Origin of the sequence: Paenibacillus sp. FSL L8-0502 (assembly GCF_038593055.1) — a bacterium.
GTDB classification, from domain to species: Bacteria; Bacillota; Bacilli; order Paenibacillales; family Paenibacillaceae; genus Paenibacillus; species Paenibacillus polymyxa_D.
This window is the reverse complement of record NZ_CP151958.1, coordinates 3,018,030-3,035,160: the sequence shown is the minus strand read 5'-3', so window position 1 is coordinate 3,035,160 and position 17,131 is coordinate 3,018,030. Positions and strand designations below refer to the sequence as shown.

Here is a 17,131-nt window from a genome sequence, read left to right as displayed (position 1 = left end):
CCTACTCATCCCCTTTTCGGTATTCCTGTGCAATCTGCATGAACAACGATTCCAAGTCTTGTCCTGGTGTAACCGCCTCTTGGTAAGCTAATATGCCACCAGCGATAATACCGACATGGTCAACGATTTGTTCGACTTCGGATAAAATATGACTGGAAAGAATTACGGTAATTCCTTGCTTCGGGAAGGAGCGAATCAGCTCGCGTTGCTCCTGAATGCCAATGGGGTCAAGTCCGTTGGTTGGCTCATCTAAAATTAGTAGTTTGGGATGGTTGAGGAGCGCAATAGCAATGCCCAGCCGCTGTTTCATGCCCATCGAGAACTGGCCAGAGCGTTTTTTCCCGGTATGAGTCAAATCAACAATGTTCAGTACTTCATCAATTCGTGAATCAGGTAGTCCGAGCAAGGTTGTACGAACCTTTAAATTCTCTCTAGCAGTCAAATTCTCATAGAGTGGAGGAGATTCGATCAGTGCGCCGATCTGAGCGAGATATTTTCGTGACCAGGGTTTTCCTTGGAATAAAATTTCACCGCCTGTCGGACGTAGCATACCAGTTAACATTTTCAAGGTGGTTGATTTTCCAGCCCCATTTGGGCCAAGTAGCCCATAGACGGAATTCTCCTGAATAGACAGTGTGACGTTGTTCACCGCCTGTTGCCGTCTAAAGGTTTTGCAGAGATTTTTAGTCTGTAAAATAATGTTATCCATATCAGTTCATCCTTTTCATTCGTTCTGACAACTACTTTACAGATCAATTCTAAGAACTTTATAAGGATAGAAATATTAATGTTTCAAACTTTATGCATTCATGCGGTATTCGCTATAATGGATACAGTGATTTAGGAAAGGGATGTATTCATGAAGAGGGTTATCGTAATCGGAGCAGGAATTCTGGGGGCATCGACAGCATACCAGTTAGCAAAATTGGGCGCTGATGTCATTCTTGTAGACCGCAAAGATAAAGGACAGGCGACTGATGCAGCTGCTGGCATTATTTGTCCCTGGTTATCACAGCGACGCAATCAGGCTTGGTACCAGCTAGCCAAAGCGGGCGCACGTTTTTACCCCGGATTGATTGAAGAACTTAAAAGCGAGGGGGAAACAGAAACTGGCTATGCTCAAGTTGGAGCTCTCAGTATTCATGATGATTTGGAGAAAATTAAAAAAATGCAGGAGCGAGCACACTTACGACAAGCAGATGCGCCAGAAATCGGTGAGATTACGCAACTAAATGAAAAGGAAACCCATGAACAATTTCCTTTGTTAGTAGAAGGTTACCATTCTGTTCATATTAGTGGTGCCGCTCGTATAGATGGTCGTGCGCTGCGTGATGCGTTGATCCGATCAGCACAAAGAAATGGGGCAACCCTTATCCATGGGGATGCTGTGCTTCAATACGATTCCGACCATGTAACAGGAGTAACGGTCGGTGCAAACAGCTTCTCATCTGACGAAGTCATTGTTTGTGCAGGTGCATGGGCCAATCAACTGATGCTGCCTTTGGGCATTCATTTTAAGGTTAGTTATCAAAAAGCACAAATTATGCATTTGCAGGTTTCTAATAGGCAAGACACAGGCACCTGGCCTGTAATCATGCCGCCTTCTGATCAATATCTGCTTGCTTTTGACAAGCAAAAGATCGTAATAGGGGCGACTCACGAAAATGAAATCGAGGGTTACGATACGAGAGTAACAGCAGGTGGGATGCAGGAAATTCTGAACAAAGGTTTGGAATTGGCCCCTGATTTAGCAAACAGTACTTTTCAGGAGGTAAGAGTTGGTTTCCGTCCTTTTACACCCGGTTTTCTACCGGTGATCGGAGCTGTTCCTGGCTGGAATGGCCTTATAGCGGCAAATGGGCTTGGAGCATCCGGGTTGACCATGGGTCCCTTTATTGGAAATCAGTTGGCAAAGTTGGTACTTGGAATGGCCTTGGATATCAACATCGATGATTATGATATTCGAAATGCTATTGATGAAGAGTGATCCTTGAAGCTAGACAACAGTAGATATGCATAAGAAGCCGCCATACTGGCGGCTTTTCTAATAATATAAGTTCTTTTCCTGGCCCAAAGATAGAGCTTATGTCAATTTTTAAGGTTACTCGTTTCTATTTTAGTCTTAGACCTAGTAAAACCCCGCTACGTAGGAACAAGATAAGTGACACACCGAAACAAATCACAGAAAACAGACTAACGGAAATAAAACCACCGCTGTGAGCGTATAGCATTCCTGCTGTGAAAGAGCCAACCATTGTTCCAAAATACATAGAAGAATTGGCAAGTGATGAAACTGTTCCGCGTGCTGTGGCAGATAAGGTTTGAAGCATACTCATCATAAGCGGAAAAATCATTCCAAGGATAAGGAAGATCAGAAAATATGTAATTTCGACATAGGTCACACTAGGTAAATAGGGCAGAAGCAAATAAAGCAGACCGATGAAAATTACGCCATAGATCAAAGAGTGCTTAGGCCCCACTTTGTTAACTAAGCTGCTCCCAAATAAGCTACTAATCGTATTTCCTAAACCAAGGAATAACATCACCGTACCAATATTTGCAACATTGAGGCTGAATTTGTCGGACAGCCATGTGCCAATAAAAGAGAAGGCAGCAAAATTTCCGAGTTGGAACAGGAAGTAGGCCAGAAAAGCGACCTTAGGTGTTGACCCCTGCAGCAATGAACGGTATCTGTTCCTAATCGAGGGAGCCTTTTGCTTCTGTATAGAAGGAGGCAAGGCGGGCAAGAGAACAGCAGTCCAAATAACGATCAGGAAGGTGCAGCAACCAATCATAATAAAGGGTGTTTGCCACCCGGTGGTAGCGAGATAGCTGCCAATGGGAACGCCTAGCATTTGGGAAAAAGCTAATCCTGCGGTGACAACTCCCATGGCTTTTAACACTTTATGTGGTTGAACTAACTGAGGAATGGCTGCCCAAACTTGAGGTGAGGCAAAAGCGGCACTAATGCCAGCCAATAAGCGAAAAGCAAACATGGTCCAAAAATCAACGGCAAAGCCACAAAGTAGAGTGAAGATACCAAAACCAAGTAAGCCGAACAGTAGTACTTTTTTTCGATTCCATGCATCTGACAACGGTCCTGCAATTAAGGCAAACAGAGCATACCCTAAAGCATAGGCTGAAACAATCCAGCCTGATTGTTCGATAGAAATGCCGAAGCTTTCACGAAGAATAGGTAGAAGAGGCGACACAATGAACGTATCTGTACCAATGAAAAACATGATCAAGAAAAACAAGGTGATAATTTTATTCAAAACGAAACCCTCCATTTGTTCTATAGTTCGAATATTTTCGAATAATAGAAATATAGCATTCCAATATGCTATAATGCAACTACAATTCTTTGTTAGGCAGGTGAACGGATCTTGAGAACGCTGTATCATCCCAACGTAATTGAAATTACTCTACCTACAGTTTTATATGCTCTAAGTGACCCCATTCGGCTTAATATCATCCAGATTTTAGACGAAAAAGGGGAGCAATCCTGCAGCTCGATAGATATTTCAGCTCCAAAGTCAACCTTGTCTCATCATTTTAAGGTTCTTCGGGAATCAGGGGTTATTCATACGAGAATAGAGGGAACCCAACGCTTTATCTCTATCCGTTACTTTGATTTGAATGAACGCTTTCCTAGCTTGCTGTCGGCCGTACTGATGGGCTTGAAGCAATAAAAGAAAAAGGTCTAGTTAGCATAAAACTAGCTAGACCTTATTTGTCGAAGAACAACCATATATAATTATAAATTGCCGCTTATTTTGCAGTTAGAGAGAAGCTAATCCCTCTACACGTCATTCATCATGTCATTGAGATGCGAATTCTTCAACGATTGTGTTGCGAATTGCATGTTTTTTAAGTAGTCAATTTTATAGATACAGGAGTAGATCACATTTAATACATAGTCAAAGGCAATTTGCGACGAAAATGTACCAATCTTGGCATGTTTTACTTCGTCATTAGGCACCTGGATACAGATATTACTGAGTTTGGCCAATTCATTTTGACTGGTTGCTGTAATTGTGATAAAAGGAATATTTTCATGTGTAAAGTGCTTTGCTGCTTTTAAAAAGATCGGTGATTTTCCGTGGTAAGTTAAAAAAACAGCGCAATCCTGTGGCGTAAGATTAGCCGTATGGTACGCCCACTCAGACAGCTCCGTAGCTATAACCACATACTTGTTAATTTTCACTAATTTATTTTGGAAACTTTTCGCACGGATTTGTGAATCTCCTAACGCATATATAAAGATCCTTTTCGCTTGATCCAGCAATAGGGCTGTTTGCGACAATAAATCATCATCCATGAATGTAAAGTTTTTTTCTATCGTTTCCTTCATTAATTCTGCAATTTCTTTCGCCACTTGAAGTGGGGATTCATCAAAACCAAATGGATAGTTGGGGTCTACATTGGAAATGTTCTGGGTATTCTGCTGAAACTCCCGAGCAAGTTTGATTATGAACTCCTTGAAGCCAGATAGCCCAAGTTTATGTGTTAATCGATTAATCGCGGAATGCGAAGTATATGTTGCCTTTGCAAGCTCCTGAATATTTAAGTGCAGGATACTTTCCTTATGAAGCAAAATATAGGATGCAATGCTTTTTTCATTTGGTGTAAAGTTTTGCATTTCGGATAATTGCATCAGTATTTTCAACAAGTTCAACTCCGGTTCAATTGAAATGACGTTTGATAAAGGATCTAAAATAAACATTTTGTTTGAAAATAAATAAACATTTTTAAAAATATTCGGTTGATTGTACCATTTTAGCGGCAAATCCTTTACGATCAACGTTCTTCTTCTATAATAAATGAAAAAGAGCCTAGGGGGAATTAATATGCTTAACATCGGTTATATTGGGAATGGCAAAAGCACCAATCGGTATCATCTTCCTTTTTCATTGACCAGAGATCATTTGAACGTAAAGACGATCTACGCCCGTAATCCAGATAAAGGGGAGTGGGAGAAAATCCCTGGCGTGCAGTATACTGATAATCTTGAATCTCTAATGAACGATAAGGAAATTCAGTTGATTGTTATCTGTACACCTGTAGAATCCCACTACACTTATGCGAAAATGGCACTCGACCACGGGAAAAATGTACTTGTTGAAAAACCCTTTATGTTAACGAAAGAAGAAGCTGTGTCCATCTTCCAATATGCCAAAGAGAAAAATCTGATTATTCAATGCTATCAAAACAGACGTTACGATTCGGATTTTCTCACTACCAAGAAGGTTATTGAATCAGGGAAACTCGGTGATTTGTTGGAGGTGGAAATGCATTTCGATTATTACCGCCCTGAGACCCCCAACTCCACCTCTCATTTTTCCAGATATAACAGCTACCTCTATGGACATGGCGCTCATACCATTGACCAGGTTCTTTCCTATTTTGGGAAGCCTGACACGATCCATTACGACGTGCGCCAATTGCTCGGTTCTGGAAGAATGAATGATTATTTTGATCTAGATTTTTATTATCCCTCACTCAAGGTATCCATTAAATCCAGCTTTTTTCGTTTAAAAGAGCGGCCGAGTTTTGTTGTATACGGCAAAAAAGGCGTTTTTATAAAGCAGACAAAGGATCGTCAGGAGGAGCATCTGAAATTATACTATCTGCCTAAGGGACACTCCGATTTCGGCATCGACCTGCCCGAGCATTACGGCATCTTAACATACCTTGATGATAAGGGCGAGTATCATGAAGATAAAATCGTTTCTGAAAAGGGAGACTATGCCCGAGTGTATGACGATATTTATCAGTCGATCGTAATTGGTAAACAAAAAGTGATTAAAGACGAAGAAACGATAATGTGTATGGAAATACTTGAAAAAGGTATAGAGGAGTGCAGCTAAAATGAAGTTAGGAATTGTCGGAGCAGGGATGATCGTAGGGGATCTATTAAGCTTTATTCAGGAAATCCCGACCATTTTACTAAAGGGAATTTGTTCTAGACCTAGCCACAAGGAGAAATTACTGGATTTACAAAGTAAATATGGAATATCTCAGATTTATTCGGATTACAGCGAGATGCTGATGAGTCGTGATGTGGATACAGTTTATATCGGGTTGCCTAATCATCTTCATTATTCATATGCGAAAGAGGCATTATTGAGTGGTAAACATGTCATCTGTGAGAAGCCGTTTACTTCCAATTTGCAAGAATTTCTAGAGCTAAAAGAAATTGCTCAGCAAAGAAAACTGGTATTGGTGGAAGCCATAACGAATCAATATTTGAAAAATTATTTGTCAATGAAGGAGTATCTACCTAAGCTTGGTGAGATCAAAATAGTGGAATGCAACTATTCTCAATACTCATCTCGGTATGAAGCTTTCAAAGCGGGAATAATCCAGCCTGCGTTTAATCCGGAAATGTCTGGTGGAGCCTTGATGGATATTAATTTATATAATATTCATTTGGTTGTTGGATTCTTCGGGAGCCCGAAGAAAGTGCAGTATTGGGCGAACATGGAGCGTGGAATTGATACTTCAGGTATGCTGCTGCTTGATTACGGTGACTTCAAGTGTGTCTGCATAGGTTCAAAAGACAGTACGGCTCCCAATGCAGTGAACGTTCAAGGCAATAAGGGCTATATACACATGGCAAGTTCAGCAAATATATGCGACTGCTTTGATTACACTGCGAATAAGGAAACGCCAATCCGGGTAGATCAGAAAGATCATCCCCATCGAATGTATGATGAATTCGTTGAGTTTGACCGTATCATCGAGGAAAAAGATTTGGAAAAAGTCTCAGAAATGCTTGAACACAGCGAGAGGGTCATGAATGTCATTGAGAAAGCCAAGCAATCCGCCAATCTTGTATTTGGTCCTGATAAATAAAGAAGCAGCTCAATTACTGAGTTGCTTCTGATCCGTAATTCCCACACAGCGGACACTGCATAACGGATAACCACTTCTTCGTTTAATCCTTGATTTCTCTCTTCAGTCATGTCTTTGATATCATTACTTCAAGTCATAATCCAATCACGAGGAAGTCTCTTTAGTTAGAGTGAATAATTCAGATGAAAAATCATATTTCTCCGCAATATTAAAATCCTGGTCAGCCTTATAAGGCGGGGTGAGTATAAGTCCGATGTTCATTAACTCGCTGCCTGTAAAACGTCGGTCCAATTCTTCCACGAAATATACTGCCATTTCGTCCAGTCCGATGAGCTTTAGCCGTGAATAAGCTGCATTGGGGCGTGAGAGAACCTGGTACCAGCCGACGAGAGCATGCTCACGTTCTGCATCAATGGTCATCCATGCTGTTTCATTTTTTTCAAAGGGACTTAGCAGACGGTAAAAGGTTCCCTGTGTAATTAATCGTCGGTGACGTTTATATACTTGTATTTGTTTTTTAATTACATTGCACTCTTCTTCGGACAACGCCAATGGGTCAAGTTCATAACCGAATATACCAAAGTAGGCGACATTGGATCTAGTTTGCAGCGGTGCCGTTCTGCCTACCTGGTGGTTCGGGATGCTTGACACATGAGCACCCATACTGCTAAGCGGATAGGCCATGGAAGTGCCATACTGAATCTTCAGACGTTCTATAGCCTCGCTATCGTCGCTTGTCCATGCTTGCGGAGCGTAATAAAGCATCCCTGGATCAAACCGTCCCCCACCGGAAGCACAGGACTCAAACAAAATCTCAGGGTGTTCGGTAATCAGCTTCTCATATAAAGCATATACACCCAGGACATAGCGGTGAAAAAATTCGCCCTGTCTTTCCTTGCCCAGAGATAACGAATAGGCTTCTGAAATACAGCGATTCATATCCCATTTTACGTATTCGATCCGAGCAGAAGAGAGCACGTCATCCATTAACTTAAACAGGTAATCCACGACAGGCGGTTGGGAATAATCAAGAACATATTGATGACGTCCATGCTTGCGTTGACGGCCGGGTGTTCCCACAACCCAGTCTGGATGCTCCCTGATAATATGAGAGTCGGAGTTAACCATTTCCGGCTCGAACCAAAGACCGAATTTCATCCCGAGCTGATTGATCTTCTTTGCCAAATTCGAGATCCCGTTCGGTAGCTTTTCAGGATTTTCAAACCAGTCACCGAGGGAAGAGGTATCATTGTTTCTTCGACCGAACCATCCGTCATCCAAGACAAAGAGTTCAATCCCCAGTTCACCTGCTTTTTTTGCCATATCAACTATTTTCTGCTCAGTAAAATCAAAATAGGTCCCCTCCCAGTTATTGATCAATACAGGTCGTTCCCGCTCGGTCCAACTGCTGCGAATTAAGTGTTTATTGTACAGGCTATGGTATGCTTGGCTCATGCCATTTAAACCGCTCTCAGAATAGACCAGAACTGCTTCAGGCGAATAAAAACATTCTCCTGGCTTCAGGGTCCAGCAGAATTTGTCAGGATGAATGCCGATCATCAATCGGGTAGTTGAATAGCTGTCCACTTCCGCCTGGGCAAGAAAGTTCCCGCTGTAAACGAGATTAACCGCATATACTTCTCCTTGGTGTTCCTGTGATCCGGGTTTGGCAAGCGCCAGAAATGGATTGTGAACATGACTACTAATTCCTCGAGTGCTCCCAATCGACTGTAGCCCAGGTCTCAATGGTGTACGCTCCACATGACGTTCCCTGCCCCAAGCCCCTGATAAATGAATAATTTCATATTCGGCTTCAGGAAGATCAAGACTCAGGCTCATTAGACGGTTGACTCTCAGGGGATTATTCCCGGAATTCGTTATGGATACGGATCTCGTGATCACGGGCAGTTCGCTGAAGATGGTGTAAGCAAGCACGGCCACCGTTCCTGTAAGAGAATCGGTCAGCGTGATGAGGAGTGTCTCTGCTTCATGTGCTTCCTTACAAAACGTAGCTGGAAGATGAGGAATTTTAGGTTTTCCAGTGATTACCTCGTAATGGTCATAAGTGAACTCCATTATATGAGATCCGTCCTCCTGTATGATCTCAATTGCTGGCTCTCGAAAGTCTCCACTTCCCGCAGAAGGAAATTCCTGCTTAATACTTTCCAACGATGTCACCAAGTCACTATCAAACTCACCGACAGACACGGGACGATAGCTTCGCTCGATAAAGCGGTCATATTGACCAAGGTACTCTATTTTTTTGCCGTAATATAAATGCTCCAATTGCCCGTTCTCCATGACACGGAAAAGATAACTACAGTATTTGTTCGTTAAGTGAAATGTCCGTTCCTTTTGGTTAACTTGTAGACTAGCCATGTACATAGCCCCTTTCAAAATATGTCGAACCACTTGAAAGCGTTATTATTGAATCAGCATAACAAAGATAGTGATAGTAAATACATGACTTTTTTTAAGTTGGATATGGGAAAAACAAAGAACCTTACAAAAAAATATAGTTTAGAGCCAAATTTTTTCTGGACATTTGTCATCCTTAACTTATGCTATACTGTTAAATTAACAAGCATAGGTTCTTTATTTGGGAAAGTGAGGAGGATGCCAATGGGCCAGAATATGATTCAATATGTTGATACGTATACCAGTTCAGAGCATAAAAATATATCAGATTTGATTTTGTTTAACTGTGGCACAGAGCTCTGCTTATCCAAACAGGATTTTGGACCCATCGCCCGCGATTTTAATCTGGTTCATTTTGTGCTAAAAGGACGAGGTAGGCTGGTGATTGACAACAAAAATTACGATATAGGAGAAGGACAGGCTTTTTTAATTCCGGCCAATAGGGTAGCTTATTACCAGGCGGATGAAGCCGAGCCTTGGGAGTACAGTTGGGTCGGCTTTATGGGCATTAAATCCGACATCTACCTGCAGAACATATCACTTCCACACCAGAACCCTTATATAATTGATATCGAAGATATTACGTTCTTTCATTCCACGATTATTGAGATGTTGCGGATCGGAGATAACACGCTTTCTTCATCGCTGGCTATACAGGGGTATTTATTCCATATTCTTGCCAAACTTGTACACAATTTGGGGGAAACGATGTCGATAAAGGAACAGCTTCCTTATTCGGTGCAAGCGATAAACTTTATTGAGAAAAACTACATCAGTGGCATCCAGATTAGTGAAGTAGCGGAGTACCTTGGTCTACATCCGAATTATCTGACCTCCGTTTTCAAACTAGAAACTGGTGAAACGCCTAAACAATATCTGATAGTCCTCAGGATTAAAAAAGCGTGCGAATTGCTGCAGCATACAGACTATTCGATCCAGGTTATATCTAATTCGGTCGGCTATACCGATCAGTTGACCTTTTCGCGAGCTTTTAAAAATGTAATGAGCATATCACCCAGCGCGTATAGAAAAAAATTTCTTTGATTTTGCTATATAAATCTATAAAAATATTTGTATTTAGAAGCGGTTTTTTTTGCTATCGTAAAACTGTGGATTTTTTCCTGCATGGCATTTTAACGATTGTAGGAAGAGTACTTTTTACGGGAGGAGAATTTCGCGCGTGGATTTCATTATTGCTTTTATTCCAGCCCTTGGCTGGGGAGTTATGCCGATACTGGCGCATATTACAAAAGCCAGTCCCCGAGAACAGCTGACAGGTACCGTTATTGGTGCTGTGCTGTTTTCCCTGTGCTTGTATACCATTCATCCTACCTCATTAACACCGATTCATTTTGTGGTAAGTTTTATATCTGGTATTTTTTGGGCCGCTGGACAATTGCTCCAGTTTCAAGCTTTTCAAAAAGTAAGCGTATCGATCGCCATTCCTGTGATTTGTGGTCTGCAGTTGATAGGGACGACGCTATTTGCCGCACTTATTTTGGGTGAATGGATAACAGGGTACCAATATGCGATAGGCGTTGGTTCTCTTCTGTGTATATTGGCAGGAGTTCTGTTAACCAGCTATCAGGGCAAGTCTGCTGGATTGCCCAAGCCTTTGCCGGTACCCATTATCATAATGTTGGTTTGCTCGGGATTAGCGTTAAGCAGTTATGTCGTGATTAATCAGTTTTTTCATATATCCGGGCTATCCGTCATTCTGCCGCAATCGCTCGGTATGCTATGCTCAGCCATGGCCATGAATCTGAAGGGCAAAAAGCGGCTACGATTCTCTCTGGTGGTTCGCAATTTGTCGACAGGATTGGTTTGGAGCATTGCGAATCTAGCACTATTTATTTCCAATGGGCTGATCGGCATGGCGGCTAGTTTTCCGATCTCTCAAGCGAGCATTGCTATTGCCTGTGTTGGCAGCATTTTAATATTTAAGGAAAAGAAGAGTCCTCAGGAATGGATAGGTATACTTGCGGGAATTACAGTACTGATGATAGGAGTAGGAATGATCAGCATGCTCAAGCCTTAAAGAATCATTTTGTATCTTGTATATGATCAGGTGTTTTGACTGTTTGCCAGTAGGAACCACGAGACCACGTTCTTTTAGTAACGAAAAGAGCTTATCCATCTATGGGGTACGCTTTTTGGGATTGACAGAGGTAGGACTGCATGAGAAAATGTACGCGCGTACATAAAATGATTTGGAGGTGGGTAATATTGTTTCGCGCAAGGAAGTAGCCGAACTTTCCGGCGTGTCTGAAGCGACAGTATCCCGGGTCTTGAATGCGGTAGGTCCTATCAAAGAGGATACGCGAAGAAGGGTTCTGGACGCAGCCAATCAGCTTGGATATGTTCCCAGTGCGCTGGCCCGTAACTTTGCCCGAAGGAAGAGTGGCCATCTTGGTGTGGTTATGCCTTATGTCCCGAAGGCGCACTTGTTCTCAGCCTATTTTTTCTCTGAGATGCTGAGCGGTATCGGAAACAAGGCTAGAGACAGCGGACTTGATCTGCTTCTATTGTTCCGGAAGCCGGGGGAACGGATTGATTACAGTAGTCTTTTCCGTCAGCAAAGGATCGATACCTGTATCATCCTTGGAGCCAGGGATGACCACGATGAGGTGGAAGCTCTAAAGAGGCTTCAGGAAGAAGGACGTCCGTTCTGCGTCATGAATCACCATTTTGAAGGGCAATCGTTCTGTGAAGTGGATGCAGACCATGTAGAAGGCAGCCGGGCGGCTGTAAGTCACCTCATCGAGCAGGGATACAAGCGGATTGCCTTTCTCAACGGCCCGGATATCTATTCCAATAGTACTGAGCGAATGAAGGGTTATCGTACCGCGCTTCAGGACGCTGGGATTGAATATGACCACGAACTGCTTCTGGAAGGTAACTATAGCCGTCGGAGCGGACTCGAAGCCTCAGCTACAATCGCAGACCAATTGAATGATATTGATGCTGTATTTGCGGCGAACGACCGGATGGCTCTTGGGGTAATGCAGGGTCTCCGTGAGCGCGGACTGGCAGCTGACCGGTTTCCGGCGTTTGTAGGCTATGACGATTCGGATGCGGCTGAGATGGCTGTTCCGCCGCTAAGCAGTGTCCGCGTACCTTTTTATGAGATGGGGGAGCTTGCAGCCTCGAAGCTTATACCCGATTCTCAGCATCTCATTCCGGCTCTGGAACTAACCGGGTGCGACTCAATAAGAGAACTCCTATCCACAGAACTGATTATCAGGGCGTCATCCATTCGTCAATAACACCATTCGTCAAAAATTCGTTGAAACTCAGACCCATAAGGAGGATCACGACATGTCTAATCGTCTTCGTATCGGAATGGTTGGCTACAAATTTATGGGCAAGGCTCACAGCAACGCTTACCGAAGTCTACCCATGTTCTTCCCAGATGCCCCGCTGCAGCCAGAGATGTCCGTTATCTGTGGACGCAACGAGCAGGGGGTTCAGGCAGCTGCCCGCCAGTACGGCTGGACCGAAAGTGTTACGGATTGGCGTGATCTAGTGAAACGTAACGATATTGATCTCATTGATATTAACGCCCCGAGTAATGCCCATAAAGAAATTGTCGTGGAGGCTGCCCTCCATGGCAAGCATCTGTTCTGTGAGAAGCCGCTTGCGCTCTCGCTGGCGGATTCACGTGACATGCTGCAGGTAGCAGAGCAAGCAGGGGTCAGACATATGGTAGGCTTCAACTATCGCTTTTCACCGGCTGTCCAGCTGGCAAAGCAGCTAGTCGAGAGCGGTCGCCTAGGCAAAATTTATCATTTTCGTGCCTTCTTCCTTCAAGACTGGATCATGGACCCGTCCTTCCCGCTGGTATGGCGGCTGCAAAAAGACGTGGCCGGTTCTGGCTCTCATGGTGATCTTGGCGCCCATCTGATTGATCTCGCTCGCTTCTTGGTTGGCGAGTTCCATGAAGTGATCGGCATGAGCGAGACATTCATCCAGCAGCGCCCGTTAGCTTTGGAGATGAGCGGGTTGAGCTCCAAAAGAAACACTGAAGCAAATGCTCCAATGGGAGAAGTGACAGTCGATGATGCCACGCTGTTCCTGGCACGCTTCGCCGGAGGTGCGCTGGGCAGCTTCGAGGCCACACGTTTTGCTGCCGGACATCGGAGCACCAATTCATTCGAGATCAACGGTAGCCTAGGCAGTGTGCGGTTTGACTTTGAACGAATGAACGAACTGGAAGTGTATTTCACACAGGATGAGGAAGACGTTCAGGGCTTTCGCCGCGTACTCGCCACCGATCCGGCACACAAGTATTCTGAAGCTTGGTGGCCTGCAGGACATACGATTGGATTCGAGCATACCTTCACCCATGAGATGCTTGAGATGTTGAGTGCCATCTCTGAAGGAAGGCAACCGTCGCCGAACTTCCGTGACGGTGTTGCTTGTCAGGCTGTGCTTGAAGCGGTAGAACGATCCATAGAGGAACGCCGTTGGGTATCCATTGAAGAAATGTAGTATAACAATACATTCCGAAAGGTGAGTGGATTACAGATGCGCAAGGCACTGATTGTATGGGGCGGATGGAACGGACATGAGCCGGAGCAGGTGGCGGCCATTTTTGAACGCATTTTGAAGGAAGAGCAGTTCGAGGTGGAGGTGTCTAATACCCTTGAAGCCTACCAGGATGCAGAGAAACTGCTTGACCTGGACCTGATCGTTCCAATGTGGACCATGGGACAGATTGAGCAGGAACTGGTCGATAATGTCTCCGCTGCGGTTCAAAGCGGCGTAGGTCTCACAGGCTGCCATGGTGGCATGTGTGATGCCTTCCGGAACAATGTGGATTGGCAGTTTATGACAGGCGGGCAATGGGTTGCGCATCCCGGCAATGACGGCGTAGAGTACATGGTGAACATGAAGCGCGGCTCCAGCCCACTTCTAGACCATATTGAGGATTTTCAGGTCAAAAGCGAGCAGTATTACCTCCACGTAGACCCAGCAGTTGAAGTGCTGGCAACCACACGCTTTCCGATCGTACCAGGCCCCCATTCAGCCAATGGGCCAGTGGATATGCCCGTTGTATGGACGAAGCGCTGGGGGAACGGCCGCGTCTTCTACAATTCGCTGGGGCATCACGCAGATATCATAGATATGCCTCAAGTGACCGAGATGATGCGCAGCGGGTTTCTGTGGGCAGCAGCAGGCAAACAGGCGGTGGCCACCCGGGGCAGCTCTCTCGCAGAGGCTTATACAGGCATGACAGACAACCAGCAACGCTAGGGTGAACAGGATGGTATCCGATGTAACAAAAGAATGCCATTATCCATTTTTTCTGAAGAAGAAGGGAGTCTAGGCATGAACAAAATGAAAGTAGGCATTATCGGGTGTGGTAAAATTAGCGGAATTTACATGGAAAATTGCCATCGTTTCGACATTCTGGAGCTGTACGCTGTAGCGGATCTGGACCAAGGTCGGGCAGAGGAGCAGGCGGTAGCGTTCAACGTTCCGGATGTATATTCGGTAGATGAGATTTTGGCTGATCCGGAGATCGAACTCATCATTAATTTGACCATTCCGGGCGTTCACGCCGACGTATGTCTCAGAGCTCTTGAGGCAGGCAAGCATGTCTATGTGGAGAAGCCACTTGCCGTCACCCGTGAGCAGGGTCAGGCTGTCTTGGATCTTGCTCATCAAAAGGGACTGCTTGTCGGCTGCGCACCAGAGACCTTCTTCGGTTCCGGTATACAGACATCATTGAAGCTGATTGAAGACGGAGTCATTGGGAGTCCGGTAGCCGCTACGGCTTTCATGATGAGCCGTGGACATGAACATTGGCATCCTGATCCTGAATTTTATTATGCAGTCGGCGGCGGTCCAATGTTTGATATGGGCCCTTATTATTTGACGGCTCTGGTGCAAATGCTGGGTCCGATTGCTGCCATTTCGGGCATGACAGGCAAGGCGATGGACCAGCGAACGATTACGAGCGAGAAAAAGAAAGGCCAGACTATCCCAGTCGATATTCCGACCCATGTGGCCGGGTTGCTGCGCTTTAAGCAGGGAGCTGTCGGTACGCTGATTACCAGCTTTGACATCTTTGGTGGAAGCACTCTGCCACCGATTGAGGTTTACGGTACTCATGGCACGCTGCAGGTGCCTGACCCGAACACGTTCGGAGGGCCAGTTCGCTATAGGCTGCTAGGCGAGCAAGAATGGACAGAGGTACCGCTGCTGCCAGGATACCAGGAGAATACACGGGGCATCGGTGTTGCCGATATGGCCTACGCTATCCGCAGCGGACGGCCTCACCGCGCTAGTGGAGAACTGGCCTACCATGTGCTGGAAGCGATGTGGGCGTTCCATGATTCTTCCGATCAGCAGACCTTTTATACAATGCAGAGCACATGTCAGCGCCCGGCGGCTTTACCGGAAAACCTGCCCTTGTATACGTTAGATGTGTAAACTAATGTAAATTTTACATCCCGCTTTGAATGTTCATTTCTATTAAAAAGAAGACTCCAGCTCCGTTTTGACCGGGGCTTGGAGTCTTCTTAGTTCATTTTCAGGAAGGATTTTAATTGCGGGTATAAAATCATTCTTTACCGGTCGTTCTAGATATGTTATATTGTTGGCGTGGGAGGAGTACACGGATAAGAAGCCAAAAGTTATGGGGAGTGGTTGTGAGTGTGAGATCTTGCCGTGGTGCTCTTCTATGCATATTAGAATGATCATTCTTAATATAATAGATGGAGAAGGGATGGATTGAACATGGAATATCGTGTATTAGGAAATACAGGCCTTAAAATAAGCAGTTTTGTATTAGGTACAGGTACTTTTGGTTTTTGGGGCAACAATACGGAGAAAGAAGCTGCAGTCATGTTAGATGAGGCTTTGGCTGGAGGCATTAATCTGATCGATACAGCGGATGTCTATTCAAGTGGTCAATCCGAAGAAATTCTGGGTCAGATCCTAAAAGGACGCAGACAGGATGTTATACTGGCCACGAAAGGCGGAATGCCCATGGACAGTGGGCTTAATCAATCCGGTAACTCTAAATATTGGATTAAGCGTGCAGTAGAGGGAAGCTTGAGAAGGTTACAAACGGACTATATCGATTTGTACCAACTACATCAGCCAGATATCCATACCGATATTGAAGAGAGTCTTGACGCACTTACGGACCTGGTTCGTGAAGGGAAGATTCGCTATATTGGTACATCCAATTTTCAGGCATGGCAAGTGATCGAAGCACAATGGACTAGCGAACGCAAAAATACCGCACGCTTTGTATCCGAGCAAGCCCCATATTCCATTGTGAATCGGAGTATCGAATTCGATTTGCTTGCTGCAACTGCAAAATATGGAATGGGCGTAATGGTTTGGAGCCCACTTTCGGGTGGTCTACTAACGGGAAAATACCGCTCAGGAGAAGCGGTTGCCCCAGATTCAAGAGCAGCGAGTTCTCTAGGGAAACTTTCAACTGTTGTAGACCCAAATCGAGAAGAGAACCGAACCAAGTTTGAAGCCGTTGCTAAGCTCCAAACCCTTGCAAATGAAGCAGGATTAACTTTGCCTCATCTTGCTATGGCATTTACACAAGCTCATTTGTCAGTTACTTCTGCTATAGTGGGGGCAAGAACAATTGAGCAACTACGTGAAACGTTAAAAGGCAGTGACATTCGATTAAGCACTGATATCCTGGATGCGATAGATGCTATCGTTCCGCCAGGAGTAACCCTGGATGCCCTGGAAAAAGGATGGACGCCTGACTGGTTACAAGCAGACAAACGAAGAATCCTGGGTTAAATATATAAGACAGACCTCATAGCTGTAATGTATTCACATATTTTAAATCTAGTTTGCCGATCCTTCACTAAAT

At 44.6% G+C, this 17,131-nt stretch carries 15 protein-coding genes; 11 read left to right on the top strand and 4 right to left on the bottom strand.

Annotated elements, in window-relative coordinates; translation table 11 throughout:
• Nucleotide 1 precedes the first annotated feature (1 nt).
• Entirely contained in the window at nucleotides 2-709 is a 708-nt protein-coding gene (locus tag NSQ57_RS12865; RefSeq protein ID WP_069011825.1) for a lantibiotic protection ABC transporter ATP-binding protein, read from the bottom strand.
• Between the two features lie 150 nt (nucleotides 710-859).
• Between NSQ57_RS12865 and NSQ57_RS12860 the strand changes: the two genes are divergently transcribed.
• A complete protein-coding gene (locus tag NSQ57_RS12860; protein WP_342424906.1) occupies nucleotides 860-1,987 on the top strand; it encodes an FAD-binding oxidoreductase in 1,128 nt (375 codons plus the stop codon).
• 124 nt (nucleotides 1,988-2,111) lie between these two features.
• Here NSQ57_RS12860 and NSQ57_RS12855 read toward each other — a convergent pair whose 3' ends face one another.
• The gene (locus tag NSQ57_RS12855) at nucleotides 2,112-3,275 is read right to left on the bottom strand and encodes an MFS transporter (protein WP_341039388.1); all 1,164 of its coding nucleotides are present in this window, start codon (nucleotides 3,273-3,275) and stop codon (nucleotides 2,112-2,114) included.
• A gap of 111 nt (nucleotides 3,276-3,386) precedes the next feature.
• On the opposite strand from NSQ57_RS12855, the gene NSQ57_RS12850 reads away from it, so the two are divergent.
• Nucleotides 3,387-3,692 (top strand): helix-turn-helix domain-containing protein, encoded by a 306-nt coding sequence (locus NSQ57_RS12850; RefSeq protein ID WP_165146488.1) that lies wholly within the window; start codon nucleotides 3,387-3,389, stop codon nucleotides 3,690-3,692.
• Between the two features lie 110 nt (nucleotides 3,693-3,802).
• Here NSQ57_RS12850 and NSQ57_RS12845 read toward each other — a convergent pair whose 3' ends face one another.
• A complete protein-coding gene (locus NSQ57_RS12845) occupies nucleotides 3,803-4,669 on the bottom strand; it encodes a MurR/RpiR family transcriptional regulator (protein WP_029515164.1) in 867 nt (288 codons plus the stop codon).
• 181 nt (nucleotides 4,670-4,850) lie between these two features.
• On the opposite strand from NSQ57_RS12845, the gene NSQ57_RS12840 reads away from it, so the two are divergent.
• Together NSQ57_RS12840 and NSQ57_RS12835 are read left to right on the top strand one after the other, a co-directional pair.
• Nucleotides 4,851-5,870, top strand: coding sequence for a Gfo/Idh/MocA family oxidoreductase (locus NSQ57_RS12840; RefSeq protein ID WP_341039387.1), 1,020 nt, complete (start codon nucleotides 4,851-4,853; stop codon nucleotides 5,868-5,870).
• 1 nt (nucleotide 5,871) lies between these two features.
• A complete protein-coding gene (locus NSQ57_RS12835; RefSeq protein WP_340955493.1) occupies nucleotides 5,872-6,858 on the top strand; it encodes a Gfo/Idh/MocA family oxidoreductase in 987 nt (328 codons plus the stop codon).
• Nucleotides 6,859-7,002: 144 nt separating this feature from the next.
• On the opposite strand, the gene NSQ57_RS12830 is transcribed toward NSQ57_RS12835, so the two are convergent.
• Nucleotides 7,003-9,237: an alpha-galactosidase gene (locus NSQ57_RS12830; protein ID WP_342424905.1), complete on the bottom strand. Its 2,235-nt coding sequence runs from the start codon at nucleotides 9,235-9,237 to the stop codon at nucleotides 7,003-7,005.
• Nucleotides 9,238-9,480: 243 nt separating this feature from the next.
• On the opposite strand from NSQ57_RS12830, the gene NSQ57_RS12825 reads away from it, so the two are divergent.
• From NSQ57_RS12825 to NSQ57_RS12795, 7 genes are all read left to right on the top strand, one after another.
• On the top strand, nucleotides 9,481-10,320 hold the full coding sequence (locus NSQ57_RS12825; protein WP_342424904.1) for an AraC family transcriptional regulator: 840 nt from the start codon (nucleotides 9,481-9,483) through the stop codon (nucleotides 10,318-10,320).
• Between the two features lie 136 nt (nucleotides 10,321-10,456).
• A complete protein-coding gene (locus NSQ57_RS12820; protein ID WP_069011836.1) occupies nucleotides 10,457-11,314 on the top strand; it encodes a GRP family sugar transporter in 858 nt (285 codons plus the stop codon).
• A gap of 172 nt (nucleotides 11,315-11,486) precedes the next feature.
• Nucleotides 11,487-12,542 (top strand): LacI family DNA-binding transcriptional regulator, encoded by a 1,056-nt coding sequence (locus tag NSQ57_RS12815; protein WP_176715732.1) that lies wholly within the window; start codon nucleotides 11,487-11,489, stop codon nucleotides 12,540-12,542.
• 52 nt (nucleotides 12,543-12,594) lie between these two features.
• Nucleotides 12,595-13,767 carry a Gfo/Idh/MocA family oxidoreductase gene (locus tag NSQ57_RS12810; RefSeq protein WP_039273095.1) on the top strand — a complete coding sequence of 391 codons (1,173 nt, stop codon included), beginning with the start codon at nucleotides 12,595-12,597 and terminating at the stop codon, nucleotides 13,765-13,767.
• 36 nt (nucleotides 13,768-13,803) lie between these two features.
• Nucleotides 13,804-14,532 (top strand): ThuA domain-containing protein, encoded by a 729-nt coding sequence (locus NSQ57_RS12805; RefSeq protein ID WP_029515175.1) that lies wholly within the window; start codon nucleotides 13,804-13,806, stop codon nucleotides 14,530-14,532.
• Nucleotides 14,533-14,607: 75 nt separating this feature from the next.
• Entirely contained in the window at nucleotides 14,608-15,714 is a 1,107-nt protein-coding gene (locus NSQ57_RS12800; protein ID WP_342424903.1) for a Gfo/Idh/MocA family oxidoreductase, read from the top strand.
• 306 nt (nucleotides 15,715-16,020) lie between these two features.
• Nucleotides 16,021-17,058: an aldo/keto reductase gene (locus NSQ57_RS12795; RefSeq protein ID WP_342424901.1), complete on the top strand. Its 1,038-nt coding sequence runs from the start codon at nucleotides 16,021-16,023 to the stop codon at nucleotides 17,056-17,058.
• Nucleotides 17,059-17,131: the final 73 nt, after the last annotated feature.

Bases quoted from the DNA above. Each gene is read 5' to 3' on its own strand.
- NSQ57_RS12865 (WP_069011825.1), bottom strand. From the start codon at position 709: ATGGATAACATTATTTTACAGACTAAAAATCTCTGCAAAACCTTTAGA.
- NSQ57_RS12860 (WP_342424906.1), top strand. From the start codon at position 860: ATGAAGAGGGTTATCGTAATCGGAGCAGGAATTCTGGGGGCATCGACA.
- NSQ57_RS12840 (WP_341039387.1), top strand. From the start codon at position 4,851: ATGCTTAACATCGGTTATATTGGGAATGGCAAAAGCACCAATCGGTAT.
- NSQ57_RS12835 (WP_340955493.1), top strand. From the start codon at position 5,872: ATGAAGTTAGGAATTGTCGGAGCAGGGATGATCGTAGGGGATCTATTA.
- NSQ57_RS12830 (WP_342424905.1), bottom strand. From the start codon at position 9,237: ATGGCTAGTCTACAAGTTAACCAAAAGGAACGGACATTTCACTTAACG.
- NSQ57_RS12825 (WP_342424904.1), top strand. From the start codon at position 9,481: ATGGGCCAGAATATGATTCAATATGTTGATACGTATACCAGTTCAGAG.
- NSQ57_RS12810 (WP_039273095.1), top strand. From the start codon at position 12,595: ATGTCTAATCGTCTTCGTATCGGAATGGTTGGCTACAAATTTATGGGC.
- NSQ57_RS12805 (WP_029515175.1), top strand. From the start codon at position 13,804: ATGCGCAAGGCACTGATTGTATGGGGCGGATGGAACGGACATGAGCCG.
- NSQ57_RS12800 (WP_342424903.1), top strand. From the start codon at position 14,608: ATGAACAAAATGAAAGTAGGCATTATCGGGTGTGGTAAAATTAGCGGA.
- NSQ57_RS12795 (WP_342424901.1), top strand. From the start codon at position 16,021: ATGGAATATCGTGTATTAGGAAATACAGGCCTTAAAATAAGCAGTTTT.